Annotated in this window: 13 protein-coding genes; 7 read left to right on the plus strand and 6 right to left on the minus strand. The window is 68.5% G+C overall.

Features of this window, described 5'->3' with window-relative positions; genetic code table 11:
- Nucleotides 1-25 precede the first annotated feature (25 nt).
- The gene (locus tag AB0M48_RS29835; RefSeq protein WP_363848351.1) at nt 26-973 is read left to right on the plus strand and encodes a cation diffusion facilitator family transporter; all 948 of its coding nucleotides are present in this window, start codon (nt 26-28) and stop codon (nt 971-973) included.
- Between the two features lie 183 nt (nt 974-1,156).
- A complete protein-coding gene (locus AB0M48_RS29840) occupies nt 1,157-1,852 on the plus strand; it encodes a methyltransferase domain-containing protein (protein WP_363848353.1) in 696 nt (231 codons plus the stop codon).
- Between the two features lie 208 nt (nt 1,853-2,060).
- Here AB0M48_RS29840 and AB0M48_RS29845 read toward each other — a convergent pair whose 3' ends face one another.
- From AB0M48_RS29845 to AB0M48_RS29860, 4 genes are all read right to left on the minus strand, one after another.
- On the minus strand, nt 2,061-2,192 hold the full coding sequence (locus AB0M48_RS29845) for a hypothetical protein (RefSeq protein WP_363848355.1): 132 nt from the start codon (nt 2,190-2,192) through the stop codon (nt 2,061-2,063).
- Nucleotides 2,193-2,616: 424 nt separating this feature from the next.
- The gene (locus AB0M48_RS29850; RefSeq protein ID WP_363848358.1) at nt 2,617-3,999 is read right to left on the minus strand and encodes a DNA cytosine methyltransferase; all 1,383 of its coding nucleotides are present in this window, start codon (nt 3,997-3,999) and stop codon (nt 2,617-2,619) included.
- Nucleotides 3,996-5,231, minus strand: a complete 1,236-nt coding sequence (locus AB0M48_RS29855) for a DNA methyltransferase (protein WP_363848361.1) — start codon at nt 5,229-5,231, stop codon at nt 3,996-3,998. The genes AB0M48_RS29850 and AB0M48_RS29855 overlap by 4 nt, the downstream gene beginning before the upstream one ends.
- A complete protein-coding gene (locus tag AB0M48_RS29860) occupies nt 5,228-6,364 on the minus strand; it encodes a hypothetical protein (RefSeq protein ID WP_363848363.1) in 1,137 nt (378 codons plus the stop codon). Before AB0M48_RS29860 ends, AB0M48_RS29855 begins: the two co-directional genes overlap by 4 nt.
- Before the next feature lie 534 nt (nt 6,365-6,898).
- Here AB0M48_RS29860 and AB0M48_RS29865 point away from each other — a divergent pair.
- From AB0M48_RS29865 to AB0M48_RS29880, 4 genes are all read left to right on the plus strand, one after another.
- Entirely contained in the window at nt 6,899-7,957 is a 1,059-nt protein-coding gene (locus AB0M48_RS29865; protein ID WP_363848366.1) for a hypothetical protein, read from the plus strand.
- 200 nt (nt 7,958-8,157) lie between these two features.
- Nucleotides 8,158-8,475: a pilin gene (locus tag AB0M48_RS29870; RefSeq protein ID WP_109638795.1), complete on the plus strand. Its 318-nt coding sequence runs from the start codon at nt 8,158-8,160 to the stop codon at nt 8,473-8,475.
- Between the two features lie 211 nt (nt 8,476-8,686).
- Nucleotides 8,687-10,264: a hypothetical protein gene (locus tag AB0M48_RS29875; protein ID WP_363848368.1), complete on the plus strand. Its 1,578-nt coding sequence runs from the start codon at nt 8,687-8,689 to the stop codon at nt 10,262-10,264.
- A gap of 259 nt (nt 10,265-10,523) precedes the next feature.
- Nucleotides 10,524-10,880, plus strand: a complete 357-nt coding sequence (locus tag AB0M48_RS29880; protein ID WP_363848371.1) for a hypothetical protein — start codon at nt 10,524-10,526, stop codon at nt 10,878-10,880.
- 43 nt (nt 10,881-10,923) lie between these two features.
- Here AB0M48_RS29880 and AB0M48_RS29885 read toward each other — a convergent pair whose 3' ends face one another.
- Together AB0M48_RS29885 and AB0M48_RS29890 are read right to left on the minus strand one after the other, a co-directional pair.
- A complete protein-coding gene (locus tag AB0M48_RS29885; protein WP_363848373.1) occupies nt 10,924-12,354 on the minus strand; it encodes a hypothetical protein in 1,431 nt (476 codons plus the stop codon).
- A complete protein-coding gene (locus AB0M48_RS29890) occupies nt 12,351-13,706 on the minus strand; it encodes a DUF4365 domain-containing protein (RefSeq protein WP_363848376.1) in 1,356 nt (451 codons plus the stop codon). The genes AB0M48_RS29885 and AB0M48_RS29890 overlap by 4 nt, the downstream gene beginning before the upstream one ends.
- Before the next feature lie 173 nt (nt 13,707-13,879).
- On the opposite strand from AB0M48_RS29890, the gene AB0M48_RS29895 reads away from it, so the two are divergent.
- Nucleotides 13,880-14,125: a hypothetical protein gene (locus AB0M48_RS29895; protein ID WP_363848379.1), complete on the plus strand. Its 246-nt coding sequence runs from the start codon at nt 13,880-13,882 to the stop codon at nt 14,123-14,125.
- The last annotated feature ends 112 nt before the right edge of the window (nt 14,126-14,237 follow it).

A 14,237-nucleotide genomic window follows, 5' to 3' on the forward strand; every position in this document is an offset into this window, starting at 1 on the left:
GGTGATCCCGTCCTAAGGTGCGCTCGTGGCAACCGAAGGAAGCACCAAAGCCGTCGTCACGGCCATGTTCGCCAACCTGGGCATCGCCGTGACCAAATTCGTCGCGTTCCTGCTGACCGCGTCCTCATCGATGCTCGCCGAGTCGGTCCACTCGGTGGCCGACACCAGCAACCAGGCACTGCTGCTGCTCGGTGGTAAGCGCGCCAAGCGGGCGGCCACGCCGGAACACCCCTTCGGTTACGGACGCGAGCGCTACGTCTACGGCTTCATCGTGTCCATCGTGCTGTTCAGCCTCGGCGGCCTGTTCGCGCTCTACGAGGCGTGGCACAAGTGGGCCGACCCGCGCCCGATCGACTCGTGGCAGTGGGTCCCGATCGTGGTCCTGCTGGTGGCCATGGTCCTGGAGGGCTACGCACTGCGCACCGCGGTACTCGAGTCCAACCGCGTGCGCGGCAGCCGGTCCTGGGCGCGGTTCATCCGCACCGCCAAGGCACCCGAGCTGCCAGTCATCCTGCTGGAAGACCTGGGCGCGCTGTGCGGCCTGGTGTTCGCGCTGATCGGCGTGACCATGACTCTGATCACCGGCGAGGGACGGTGGGACGCCGCTGGCACCGCGATGATCGGCCTGCTCCTGATCGTCATCGCCGTCGTTCTCGCGGTAGAGATGAAGTCGCTGCTCATCGGTGAAAGCGCCACCCCCGAGCACCAGGCCGCGATCGCCAAGGCGCTGCCAGGCCAGGGCGTGGAGTCGGTCATCCACCTGCGAACCCTGCATCTGGGCCCCGATGAGCTGCTGGTCGCCGCCAAGGTCGCCGTCAGCGAATCAGCCACCGGTGCCCACATCGTGACGGCCATCGACGCCGCTGAACAACGGGTACGAGCTGAAGTCCCGATCGCGCGGGTCATCTATCTCGAACCGGACGTGTTCCGCGCGGGGAGGGACGCGCAGCGGGAATCTCGACCAACCCTTTGACCTGCCCACCGCCCTCGAACCTCCAGGAACTCGACCTGGATTGCGAACGGCGCTCAGGATGATCGGGCTGGTCCGCTTGCGCTACAGGCAGCTGTGCGTTGAGGACCGGTGAACGTGTAGATGCTCTTGCCGTTCCGGCAAGAAGCGTTGTGTCCAACGCACCTGCTTGGCGAGGGTGGTCGCATGACTGACGCCGCGCCGAGGACGCCACGCGGGACGATGCCCGCGCCCGTGCCGACCGATACCGCGCAGACCTACTGGGACGGGTTCTACGCGGGTTGGCAACCGCCTGTCGACTGGGTGGCTCGGCCGAACCCCCTCCTCGTCGGTGAGGTGAGCGATCTTCCGCCTGGAACAGCTCTGGACCTCGGTTGCGGGGCCGGAAGCGATGCCATCTGGCTCGCAGAGCGCGGGTGGCGGGTCACCGCAGTCGACGTGTCCGCGACGGTGCTGGCCCAGGCCGCTGCCGCCGCTGCCAGAGCCGGTGTGGCTGACCAGATCGACTGGCAGGAGCGCGACCTCACGCGCTCATTCCCTGCCGGTGTCTTCGACCTGGTGTCAGCTCAGTTCCTGCATTCGCCGGTGGCCGGTCCGCGTGAGCGGGAGGGGGTCTTCGTCTCGGCCGCCGCTGCCGTCGCGCCTGGCGGGACGTTATTGGTCATCAGTCACGCTGGCTTCCCTTCGTGGTCGGCCGGACCAGCGCCGGACTTCCTGGCCGACCAACTCGTCCCCAATTCCACGATCCTCGACGTGCTGCGGGCAGGACCTGGGAAGTGGGCGGTGGAAACCGACGAGGTGCGCGCCCGGGAGGTGACCGGACCTGCGGGCGAGGCCGGAACCTCGAACGATGCCGTGCTGCGGGTCCGCCGGCTTCGTTGAGACGGGACGTGCACGCGGACACAGGCGTCCGTCCACGCCACGACCGCGCCGCTCGTCGTAGCCGTGATAGCTGCAGCCGAGCTGGATGTGGCCGGGTTGGACGTGGCCGGCTTTGGGCGGGCGCGCCACACCAACGTGATGCAGCTTCGATAGTGGCCAGGACGCCGTTGGCTTCTGCGCCAAAGGAAGCGCCCATCGGTGCCGGTGATCAAGGGCGGCGCCAGCGGGTGTGTGGTTCCGGTGTGAGCGAGTCGGCGACAGCTTTGTCCCAGCGATCTTGCAGGCCGGTGATGAGCCAGTGTTCGACTTCGGCGGCGATGTGGGAGTAGACCTTCTGCATTTGTCTTCGAGGGTGTGTCCCAAGCGCGCGGCTTGAGCGATCTCGGGGACACCGTCGGCGATCATCCATGTCTTGTGACTGTGCCGGAAGCCGTGGAAGGTCAGTCCGGGTTGGACCGGTTCGATGCGCGCGGGCGGTGCGGTGCGCTTGAGGTTGCCGTCGGCGGCGGGGCGCATGGCTCGGCGGGAGAAGTTGGAGCGGCGCAGGTACGGGATGCCGTGTCTTTTGGCGTGCGCCGCCAGGCGGTCGAGGTTCGCGTAGACGGCGTGCGGCTCCCAGCCGGTGTCGGCGAAAAGGGCGACGTGGAAGCGCGGTATCTCGCCCTCGCACGCCAGCAGCAGCACGGTCGTGCTCTGCACTCCGGCGCCCAGGGACAGCAGTCGCAACGCGGGCCCAGGGTCGGGCACCGCGGGGGTGGTCGTGGTCATGCCGCGGTCACCTCCTGTCCGGTCGGTGACCGGTGGTCGGTGTCGGTGGTGATGTCGAGGAGTTCGGCGAGGTCGTCGAGCAGCAGGGCCACCGCGTGGGCGGCTTGCTGGGGAACCACGCCGTTGCCCAGCGCGCGGAGCTGCGCGGTGCGGGGCAGGGGGAGGTCGGTGACCCAGCCTTCGGCCAGGCCCATCAGGTGCTCGACGAAGGCGGGAGCGAGGACCGGGCGGCCGTGGTTGCCGGGCTGGGTCGGGTGCGGAGTCGGGCGGCCGAGCACCGCTTCCCAGCGGCGGATCGCCGCCTCGTAGACACCCCAGGTCACCGGCGCCGACTCGACGCCGGATGCCGAACTCGTCTCGGTGTCGGGGTCGGCAACCGCTACGAGATGTCGTCGGTCTCGCTGTCCTCGGCTCGGTGGTGCGCCAGCGGGGTGAGCAGGCGGATGACCGCCGAGGGCAGCATCAGGTCGCCCTTGGACCCCCGCTGCGCCGGACAGCCCTTTGTCCCGTCCGTCGCTCGCGGCGTCGGCAGGAACGCCTCGGGGTCTACCAGCGGGAGCACCTGCTGCGACAGCGGTGGCCGGAACCCCGCTCCGGCGCTGCGGCCCGCCGTGCCGGTGTCCGAGGCTCGCGGAGTCGGCAACAACCGAAGCCGGTCCAGCAGTGACGGACCGCCCTGTCTGCTGGCGGCGCTGATGCCATTGGAGGAGCCGTCGTGCGCGGTCGGCGTCGGCAGCATCTCCGCCTCGTCGACCGGGGCCGGGCTCGCGCAGCCAGGCGAGCAGGAACACCCGCTCGCGGCGGTGCGCGGCTCCGACGTCGGCGGCGCGGACGCTACGCCAGAGCGCGTCATACCCTGCTTCGGCCAGGTCGCCGAGTACACGGTGGAGTCCTCCGCCTGCCCAGCGAAGCGCGGCGACGTTCTCCACCACGATGAGCGCGGGTCGTAGTACGCGAAGGCCCGCCACGATGTCGGCCCACAGCCCACTGCGGACTCCCTTCTCGATGCCCGCGCGCTTCCCGGCGGCGGAAATGTCTTGGCAGGGGAACCCCGCGACGAGCACGTCGACCGGCTCGATGGAGGCCCAGTCGATGTGCCGCAGGTCGCCGAGGTTCGGGATGCCCGGTGTGCGGGCGTCGATGATCTGCGCGATGTGCGGGTCGGGGTCGGCGACCCAGGCGATCCGGCCACCGCCCAGGGCGGCCAGCACCCCGAGGTCCAGGCCGCCGTAGCCGGTGCACAACGAGCCCACGACCGGGCCGGACTCGGCGACAGGCCGAGTCCGCCGTCCCGGCCCGGGCGTCACCGCCGGGGCCGGGACGAGCGTGAGCGGACGCGCCGCTCGCTCACGGAGCGAGCGCGGCGAACGGCGTGTCATGCCGCCCGGCCTCGCTCACCCGCACCGTCACGCGCGGCGCCTGCGGATCGCGCCGAGCGGTACTGCCCGAGGTCGACCACGTCCCCCGCCGAAGTACCGGCTGCGCTGCTGGCGGCCGACTTGTGCAGGGCGGTGCGGAAGACGAGAACGTCCTCGTGGGCGATCAGGTGCAGCGGGAGCCCGGCCTCGCGCTGCTTGCGGATGAAGTCGCGCTGAAAGAAGCTGCCGCGAGCCACGAGGTCGCTCTCGGCGGCGCGGGCGAGCAGCGCGACATTGCGTTCGACCGGGATCAGGCCGGCCGCGCGCCCGCAGGCGAGGATCTGCGAGGGCAGGTCGATCAGCTCGGCGTGCTCGCGCCACGGGCGGATGGTGATGGCGATGTGCCCGCCCGGCTTCAGGAACGTGCGCAGCGCGGCGAGGATGCGCGTGAATCCGGCCAGCAGCCGGTGGTGGCCGATGTTGGCGAGGTTGCCGCGGTCAAGGGTGTTGCCGTAGAGGTGGTGGTACTTCTGCACCCCCGCTCCGGGCACGACCGACACCTGCCCATGGGTCGAGGGACCGTAGGGCGGGGAGGTCACCACCAGCGCCACCTGCCCTACGTACTCGGTCGGCAGCAACGTCACGAGCTGGCGGGCGTCGCCGTGGAACACCCGTGCGTCGATCCCGTCGTCACCGCCGACGCCCTGCTCTCGCGCAAGGTCGAGATTTGCGTTCACAACCTCGACCCAGTGGGGTTCGTACTCCACTCCGACGGCGCGGCGGCCAAGCCGGACGGCTTCGACGAGGGTGGTGCCGATGCCGCACATCGGGTCGAGCACCAGTTCTCCGGGCTTCGTGTAGTGGGTGACGGCGTGGCGGACGACCTCGGGCAGCATCTTGGCCGGGTGCGCGGTCGACTCGGGCGTGTACTTGTTCTTGCGCTGTGCGGCCGGCGAGGACTGCGCGGTCGTCCACACCGACACCGCGGGCAGCTCGAACCCGTTCTTCCGCCCACCGCTGTCCACAGAGTTGTCCACAGCGGTAGGCGAAGTGTCGAGCGCGGCGATGAGCGCGCGCGGGATGCGCTGGGTCCGCTCGTCGTCGACCGCTGCGGCGGTCGGTGCGGACGATGCAGCGAAGGACCCGGCGGTGGGCCGGTGGGTGGCGTCGTGCGTCACGGGCGTGCCTTCCTGGCGGTGCGGTCCGGCGTGGGCGAAGTCGTCGTTCGGCCCTGGGTTGGGCGCCGTGTTCATCGGAGGTCTCCGGGCTGTGAGACCGCGTCCGTGGGCGCACTCGGCGACGCCGCGGGTGCCGGCTGGTGGTCGTGCGGCTGGGCGAAGACGAGGACGTCGGAGTGGATGCGCCGGTGCGGCGCGGGCAGCCCGCGTACCGAGGCGCGGTGACGCGTACGCGCCTCGGCGTCGTCGGTGTCGCGGTCACGGTGGACACCGTTGGAGTGCGCGTCGGGGTGGGTGTCGGCGAGGTGGAAACGGCCGTCGCGGACGGGCGTGTGCAGGGCGACGATGTGTTGCAGGTAGAGCAGGTCGGCGTTCTGTCCGGCGGTCACCACCGCGCTCGTCGGGTCGGTCAGCTCGCCCGATGTCCAGTCACAGTGCGTGAGTATGACGAGGATGCCGCCGACCCGTAGTCGTCGTGCCGCGTAGAGCGCGATGAGGTCGGCGGTGTTGCCGTGACCGTGGTCGCCCGAGCGGTGCGGCGGCAGGCTGGTGACGATCAGATCGGCGCTGTCCACGGGTTCGGTCGCCGTGTCCGGGAAGGGCACCTCGACGGCGGCTTCTGGTGCCGTGGGGATCGTTGCGGGCGCCGGGCCCGCCCCGCCGACGAGGTCGGCCCAGAACGGGCGGGAAGCCGGGCCGGTGGACGTCGGGTCGACCGGGACTCGCTCGATACGCGCGGTGCGGTCGAGGCGTTCGACGGCGGCGATGGTGTCGGCAAGTTCGGGGTCCGACTCGGTGTCGGGGGCGTGGTCGATGACGCCGTCGGGACCCACGACGCCGAGCGTCGGGCGGGCGTTGCCGGGGGTCGGCCAGTCGAGTAGCACGACCTGTTCAGTGGGCTTCCTGAACGAGGTGACGATCCGCTCGACGAGGGCCGCGGGCCACGCAGCGTCGAGGTCGATCGGGGTTGCGCCGGCGGTCCAGACGGTTGCCGGAGTCGGGGTCGTGGTCGACCCGCGTGACCGCGAGCGGCCGGTGCCGGTTGTGGACTTCGCGGGCTTGCCGGGGCTGACGCGCGTGGTGGTCGGAGCGGTCGGCCAGGGTCGGCGGTCGCCGCCCCGGTGCCCGCCGGGGCGGGCGGGAGCCGGGTGGGTGGAGTCGGCGCGCCGTCGGGGCGAGCGGCGGGCGGAGTTATCGGGCTGGGTCACGGGTGTCCCTTCGCCAGGCTGGGTGCGCCTGTCGGTGCGAGGCGCTGATGACACCCCTGAACTCCGAAATACGGCCCCTTTGGGGACACGCCCCCGTCACTTTTCTCAACCGGATTTCACGACCGCGAATAGCGAGAAAGGCCGCGCGCGCGTGCCCGCACAGAGGGAGGCGGCGGGTCCAAGAGAAAGAGCCAAGCGCTTTTCCGATCCCGTCGGAGATCGCGCGCTCCCGGTGAGTCGCAGCGCGTGACGGCTCACTCACGGCTATGACCAAACTGGTACCGAGCCAGTACCGGGAACACGTGTTCCCAGCTAGAAGGGTGGTACCGGACGAGCCGATTTGATCTTGAAAAGACCTGTTCGGTGATCCCCAAGGATGGGCTTAGTCGATCTTGTGACACCTGTCGCGCGGGTTTGATGATCGCCGGTACCTCTGCGGTACTAGTTCGGTACCAGTTTGGTTATTGGTTGGTACTACCCGCCGTGGCGTCCTGGGCGAGTCGTTGATTCCGACTTGCTTTCGGGAGCCATTCCATGAGTTCACGTGAGGCTATTCCGCACTCGGGCTTCGAGCGCGACTCCATGCCGCTGGACGCTGCGCGGTCGGCGTTCGAGTGGCTGGTCGCCGGGCCGCATCCGGTGTCGGTGGACGGCCGATTGTTCCCCGGTCTTCCGGCGCGGCGGGTGCCGTTGAACGAGCTGCGTGACCGACTCCTGCGCCGCCGCTGCCCACAGGCGCTGCGGGACGCGGCGTGGGCACACCTGGTGCTGCTCGCTCGCACCGAGGGTGGCACCTGGACCGTCGGCGCGGTCGGTGTCGCGCTGCCCGCGCTGACCTCCATTGCCGCCACCTTGTCGGCGAAGTTCGCCGGTGACCCGAGCGACATCCACGCCGCGGTGCTCGCCGGTTTCGTCGCCGAACTCGGCGAGATCGACCTGCGCCGTCCGCGCGTCATGTTGCGTCTGCGGTGGGCCGCCTACCGCGCCGGCCATGCGTGCGTGCGCGAGGCGCTGGACGCGCCGGTGCCCTCGGGACACGGGTTCCGCTCGACGATGCCGCCAGCCCAGTGGGGCCACCCGGACTTCGTCCTCGCCCGCGCGGTCGCCGAGGGCGCGATCACCTCCACCGAGGCCGAACTCATCGGCTCCACCCGGCTGGAAGGTGTGCCGCTGGCCGACGCCGCGGTCGAGCGCAACCTCTCTTACCAAGCGGCAAAGAAGGCCCGCCAGCGCGCCGAGCACCGCCTGGTCGCCTACCTGCTCGACGACACCACCCACGCCTCGCACGCCGGTCCGCATGAGGGTGACGTGGCGGCCCAGGTGGCCGACGCGGTGACCATCACCGCCGCCGCCCAGCACTCGACCACCACCGTCTCGCTGCCACGCACTGTCACTGATCTGAGGCCGCGTACGGCGAAGAAAGTCGGCGACCGCGTGTCCCCGCAGGGCCGATTTTCCGGAGTTCAGGGGTGCGGGAGGAAACCAGCCACCCCCGCGCACACCACCTCTTCGCCCACGCCGCCGCACGAGTCCACACAGCACTCGGCACAGCGGCCGTCGGGCACGACTCCGGGAGTGTCGCGATGCGCCTGACTCGTACCCCTGTTCGTCCTCACAATCACTGCCGGCCCGGTGACAACCGACCTCACTGCGGACCTGTTGTCGGTCCTCGCGAGGGGACCTCACGTGCCCATACACCGACGTGCGCGGGCCCGACGCGGCCAGCCAACGACGGCGACACATCTCCGATCTCTGATGGGCGTAGCGGCCGTCGCCGCAGCATCCGGCGTCGCGTGCTGCTGGTCGCCGAACTGGTCGTGGTGGCGCTGTTGGCCTCCGGCGCGACGGCGCACGCCGACACGGTGGTCCTCGCGATCGCGGGCAGCGTCGACGAGGTCCTGACCAACATCCGCAACTGGCTGATGGGCATCCTCGCCGGGCTGGCGACGGTGTTCCTCACCATCGGCGGCGTCCGTCGCGTGTTCGGCGGCGGTGACCCCGGCGAGCAGGAGAAGGCCAAGGAGTGCTTCAAGGCGGCCGGCATCGGCTACGCCTTGGCGGCTCTCGCTCCCCTGGTCGTCACCGTGCTCAAGGGCATCGTGGGGGCCTGAGGCGATGCGCCCGCCGAACAGGCCGGTCAGGTCTGCCCCACGCCGCACATCGGTCGGCCCCACCGTCGGCTCACTGCACGACACAACGCCCCCCGCGCGAAGCGGGTCGGTGTCGGCGGACCGCCGGAAGATGCTCGCGCCTCCGGTCGCGAACCCTCGGCGGACCCGCCGGATCGGGCGAGTCCTTCGCTGCACGCGGAGCCGAGCGCTGGTGGCGTTGGCGGTGAGCCTGGTCGTCCTGTTGGGCGGCACCTTCGCCTCGGCGGCGTTCGGTCCGGACTCGGGTACGCCGGTGGCTCCGGCTGCCGCGGCGCAGCCCGCGCCGCCGACCAACCAGCCGCCGCTTCCGATCCCGACGGTCGACCCGGACCCCTGTGGTTCGGGCTCGCCGCCGCTGCCGATCTGCACTCTGCCGACGCAGAGCACGACCTCGCCGACGCCGTGCTCTGGTGAGGGCTGCATTCCGCAGCCCGGTACGACGACCACGCCGCCGACCAACCCCGGCAATGGTCGACCCGGTCAGGGCGAGCAGACCGCGGACGACTGCGGGATCACCGACATCGGTGCCTGCATCACCGAGGCCATCAACGCCTTCTTCCGGGGCATCGTCACCGAGGCGCTCAACCCGCTGCTGGACCTGCTGTCCAAGACGCTGCTGACCACGCCGATGCCGGACTCGCTGCCGCGCGTGGGCGAGCTGTGGAACAACTCCTGGCAGATCTTGCTCATCTCCTACGGCCTGCTCGTGCTCATCGCCGGAGTCACGCTCAGCCGTACTTTGACTCCCCGCTCGCCGGGCGGGGTGAGCATGCCCCTCTTCCTGCCGCGGGTGGTCAGCCGCTGGGAGCGCGACGTTTTCTCGCTGACCCAGGTCAATCACACCGACGTTGAGATACTCGGACGACAGTTCCGCAACGACAACGCACCGACACTGACCCGCAAGGCGCTCAATGCCCAACGCGATGCCCGCGGTCAAGTCGAGGTCGTCATCGCCGACCAAGACGAGGAAGTCATCGCGACGCAGGCCGTGATGCCCGTCGACACCATCGAGTCCGACCTTGTCATGCGCATCATGCGCGCCAACGCTGTCATGTCCACTGTCAGCGAAGGCAACGCCGCCCACGCCATCGCGAGATCGTTTCTTGCGGGAGCAGGCATCACAGAGCAAACTTCGTGGCGCCCAGAACACGGACGCCTCGCCACCGCACGCCTCACTGAATGGATCGCGGCCCAGCAGACCTCCCGTCCCGCAAGGGAGATCAGGGAAGTGGTCCAAGTTCGCTGGCCCGAGCCAGCCGAGCGTGTCGAGTTCCGGCCACCGGCGGACAGGCACCTCATCACTAGCAGCGCGGACTTCACCAGGCGCCATCCCTACTACGGCTGGACCAAGTCCGTCTACGAGATCAATAGCTTCGACGCCTACTCGACTGAATTCCGATTGGCGGCCTTGTTCGACACCAGCTCGAACATCAAGACATGGGTGCGGATCAACGAGACGGTACCGATCAGGATCACCTACATGATCGGAGCAGTGCAACGACAGTACGAACCGGACTTCATTGTCATCGACGACCAGGACAGCTACTGGCTCGTCGAAGGCAAAGCCGACTCCGAGATGACGAACACCGTCACACTTGCCAAGCGCGACGCAGCCCGAGCATGGATTTCCACCGTCAACGCCGACATGAATGTCCACGACCGGTGGGGGTATATTCTCGCCAGCGAGTCAGTCATTGACGCCGCATCCAACTGGAACGTAATCAGAACCGCCGCGCAAACATTCCAGTAGCGAGCGTCCAGCCAACGTCGTGCGAAGGTGGCCTTACATGCTCCCCCCAAGCATGTAAGGCCCCAGACCAAAGAGTCTTGCCTCCGGACTCGACTGGCCGGTCGAATGAGTCCCCGGCGGCCATAGCGAGGCAGCGATCGCGACACTCGCGCTCGCCTCATCGAGGCGGAGAACGCTTACTCAAGACCAAGCACCGCGCCGCGTCCGGGAGATAAGGACTGTTCCGAAGGCCGAATCTAGGCCGCTGATCCGCGACGACGTGAACCAATCGCTCGGCCAGATCGAGGTCGAGACCAGGCGGACGGCGAAGACCCACTTGTTCGGCTGTCTGCTGACTGCGGCCACCACCAGGGACGACGCCGCCGAGGCGGCGCACGACAAGATCGTGTTGATCGGCCACGACACGGCCGTGCGGCTCTACGACATGCTGGCCGACCGCCTTCGCCAGTACGACGCGTGCTGCGGCGACAACAACGCCGCAGCACGTGGTGAGGCTCGCAGGCGAATCGAGGCGCTCCTGCCTCAACAAGACGGTTGGCAGAGCGAGCTGCTCACATCTCGCGTGACCGGGGGCTTGTCACGGCAGACGACGTGGCCGCCATTTCTATCAACGTAACGACAAGTAGTTGCTCGGACCTTCTCGTAGGCCAGGTGAAGGCTCACATGTAAAAGGCGTACCGCCCCTGCGGTCGGTCATGGGGGCTCAGGTGTCTAAGTATCTGCCCGACGCGATCAGCGGTGCGCAGGGTGATGGGTTGCCGTCCGTCGAGTTGGGTCTGGTTCCAGTTCATCTTGGTTAGTGCGAGCAATTCTTCGGCTAGGTGTTCGGGGCTGGACTCGGTTTCGATCATGCGAAACGGCAGCGGCGTGGGGATGTACATGCCGGGGTATGTGCCATAGAAGGGAACGCTGCCGCGGGTGTAGAGGACGTGCTGGCGGGCGTCGAGGCTGAACAGGGTGCCTCGCAGGGGCGGGTGTGCAGCGGGGCGGAACAGCCGAACGGGATCGTGGGCGGGGAACCAGAGCAGCTCGACGGTGTGGATGTCGGCGTCGTCGACGGCGGCGCGGAATCCGGCAGTCTCCTCCGGCGTGTAGGAGGAAGTCTTGTGCAGTACGACGCGTGCGGGGAGGTGGCGGTGTTCCTTGCGGTAGCGGCTGAGGGCGTCGGTGAGAAGGGCGTGGGCGTCGTTCTCGGTGAGGTGGGGTTGTTTGTCGTGGTGGGAGACCTTGGCGGGGGCTCCTCGGACGATGACGCCGTCGCCACGCTGGTTGAACACCTGGGCGACGCTGGTCTCCAGGGTGGTGTTGTCGCCGCTGCGGTAGAAGGTGACTCCGACGTAGCAGCTGTCGAGGTCGGTGGACTCGCGCGGTAGGCGCCAGGGCACCCCGCCGGCCTTGTAGTAGAGGGCGGTGTGCAGATTCCAAGCCCGTGTGGCCAGGTCTTGAAGACGGGGTTTGTCCCCGCCGGGCGGGGCGAAGGTCGGATCCCAGGTGCTGCGACGGATGATCTGGATGGGGCGGCTGTAGCGCATGGCCACGGCTTTGAGCACGGCGCGGAAGTCGTCGACCGTTTCGGCGGGCCGAGCCTTTTTCCAGGGAGCGTCCGGGTCGATCTCGGGTGCGGGGCGTTCGGCGAGCTGTTCGGGGCGAGCGATGAGCACGACATCGCAGCCGGGCTCTTCGTCGAGGACGTCAAGTTCGGCGGCGTACATCTCCACGGCGGCCTTCACCGCTGCCTGCGGTGACAGGTCGGTCAACCGCTGAAGATCGCGCTCACGGATCGGCCGCTCGAGGCGTGAGTCCCATACCAAGGTGGAGCGGAATCCGGCGCTGGTGTCGAAGCCGGGAAACGGCACGAACAGGCGCCCGAGCCGGCTGTCCTTGGCGGCGATGGGCTGGCGGCAGCCGTCTAGCCAGCGCCGCAGACCCTGGATGGAGGCGGGCGTGCCGACGATGCCGACGCGGATGGTGCGCACGGCGGTGTTGGTGGCGTCGGCGGGCCCATAGTCGGTGATGCCGTGGCGCGGGTCGATGTGGCGGGCGCCGCCGCTGAACTCCAGCGGGGGTTCTTCCAGAACGGTCAGCTTCACGGTTCCACCTCAAACAGGGCGAGCTCATCGCTGGTCGGCTCGTCGGCTTCGTGCACACCGTCGGCGGCGTCTGCGGTGTCGGTGTCGTTCTTGCGGGGGTCGGCCAGCCAGTCGGCGTCGTCGATGGCCCGGTCGGCGGTGAAGGTCACCAGCTCGCCGTAGGTCAGGATTGTCTCGCGGGGGTCGAGCACTCCGTCCTCGCCGTGCAGGTAGGTGGCCCACATGCGGGTCTGGCCGTGGACGGCGGGGTTTTTGTCGAGCCGCTTGATCCCGGCGAGGTGCTCGGACATGAACAGCGAGTCGCGGTACCCGTCGCGGGTGTAGTGGTAGGTCGGGGTCAGGGCGCAGTACCACTGGTCATCGAGCGGCAGGAATTGCCATTCCAGCGCGACGTGCTTGTAGTAGCCGACCTGGTCAGGTTTGTTCTTCTTGAATTTCGGGTGGAACACCAGCCGTTGTCGCCCACTTGCCCCACGGATGTGGCGCGGCTTCAGGTCGGGGGTCGCGCGGAAGTAGACGATCTTGCGTCCGCCGTGCCAGGCGCAGTCGACGCTCACGTCGCGCTGTAGTGCGTAGTTGAGCAACTGCACCAGCCAGCGCTGTCGCAGCGGATCGGAGTTCCACTCCGCAGTCTCCACCGCATCCGTAGGACCGTTCGCGACGTGGCGCAACGCGGTCTTCTCGAGAGGTAGCCAGCTGTAGACCCGCCCACCGCGCAGGATGAAGTCGCGCCGCACATCGGAGGCATCGCTCTCGCGTTGCCGGGTGATCGCTTCCCGAGGGTCCGTACACCTGGTAGGCGCTCCGTAGAGAAGGACGGGGACGGCGACCTGCAGGAGGCTGGTGGTCAGGACCTCTTCGCGGTGCTCGGCCACTGCGACGTGGGCCCGGCCGTGCGGGTCGGCAAGGTTGAGCAGCCGGTGCGCGGCGTCCTGATCGAAGCGCTGGGTGCTTTTGTCGAAGTCGATTCGGCCGGAGGCGCGGTGGCCGGGGTCGGCGAACCAACTCTGGATGTGCATCCACCATGCCTCGCCGGTCTGAGGGTGGGAACAGACCAGTAGCACGGGGTTGTCGGCGCTCATCCAGTAGTCCACGTCCGCCTGCTTGCACAGGTAGTGGAAGCCTCGCTCGTTCTCGCCGGGAAAGGGCCGGCCGCTGGCCTTGCTCTGCACGAAGATCACCCTGTTGGCGACTTCCCCGGTCGACGGGTCGCGCAGCTCGATCTCCCCGTCGATGCCGGCATCGAGGGTTCCGGTGCGCTCGTGCCAGACAAAGCCCATCTTGTTGACCATCTGGTGGATGAGCGCAACGCCGCTGTCGCCGATGTGCGCCCCCACTCCGATCTTCTTCATGCGGGCCCCACCACCGAGCGCTGACTGCACGTCCAATGCCTCCGGGCAGAGCGTCCTGCGACAGTGTGACCGACCATCTGCGACTCCCTTCGTGATGACCACGCACGCTACGCCGAGGGTCCGACAAAACGCGGCAACCAGCCGCTGCGAGACGTCCGATTAGGCGTCTTGACGTGGCAGATCAGGTCTCGTCGAAGTACGGCTCGGCGATGCTGCGGATCTGCGTGAGTCGTTTCGAGACGACGCTGTGGTTGGCGTACCCGAGGATGTCGGCGATTCTCGGTCTTGCTGGTCACGCCGCTGCTGAGCAGCACGACGATCTGCCGGTTGCGGGCGTCCAGCAGCGTGAGGAAATCGTTGGTGACCAGGCACAGCGACCGCTGGACACGAGCGGCATGGAAGTGTCTCGCGGCTTCTGACAGTCGATCCGACCTGGGGCGGGGCCAGTTGTCCCGCCCCAGGTGGCCGTCACAGGTGCGAAGACAACTCGAAACGTGACTCAACTACTAGGATGCCGGTACGAAACCGCTG

The sequence above is a fragment of the Lentzea sp. NPDC051208 genome (assembly GCF_040682435.1).
In the GTDB taxonomy this organism is placed as follows: Bacteria; Actinomycetota; Actinomycetes; order Mycobacteriales; family Pseudonocardiaceae; genus Lentzea; species Lentzea kristufekii.

Bases quoted from the DNA above. Each gene is read 5' to 3' on its own strand.
- AB0M48_RS29845 (WP_363848355.1), bottom strand. From the start codon at position 2,192: ATGCAGAAGGTCTACTCCCACATCGCCGCCGAAGTCGAACACTGGCTC.
- AB0M48_RS29890 (WP_363848376.1), bottom strand. From the start codon at position 13,706: ATGAAGAAGATCGGAGTGGGGGCGCACATCGGCGACAGCGGCGTTGCG.
- AB0M48_RS29840 (WP_363848353.1), top strand. From the start codon at position 1,157: ATGACTGACGCCGCGCCGAGGACGCCACGCGGGACGATGCCCGCGCCC.
- AB0M48_RS29865 (WP_363848366.1), top strand. From the start codon at position 6,899: ATGAGTTCACGTGAGGCTATTCCGCACTCGGGCTTCGAGCGCGACTCC.
- AB0M48_RS29850 (WP_363848358.1), bottom strand. From the start codon at position 3,999: ATGACACGCCGTTCGCCGCGCTCGCTCCGTGAGCGAGCGGCGCGTCCG.
- AB0M48_RS29855 (WP_363848361.1), bottom strand. From the start codon at position 5,231: ATGAACACGGCGCCCAACCCAGGGCCGAACGACGACTTCGCCCACGCC.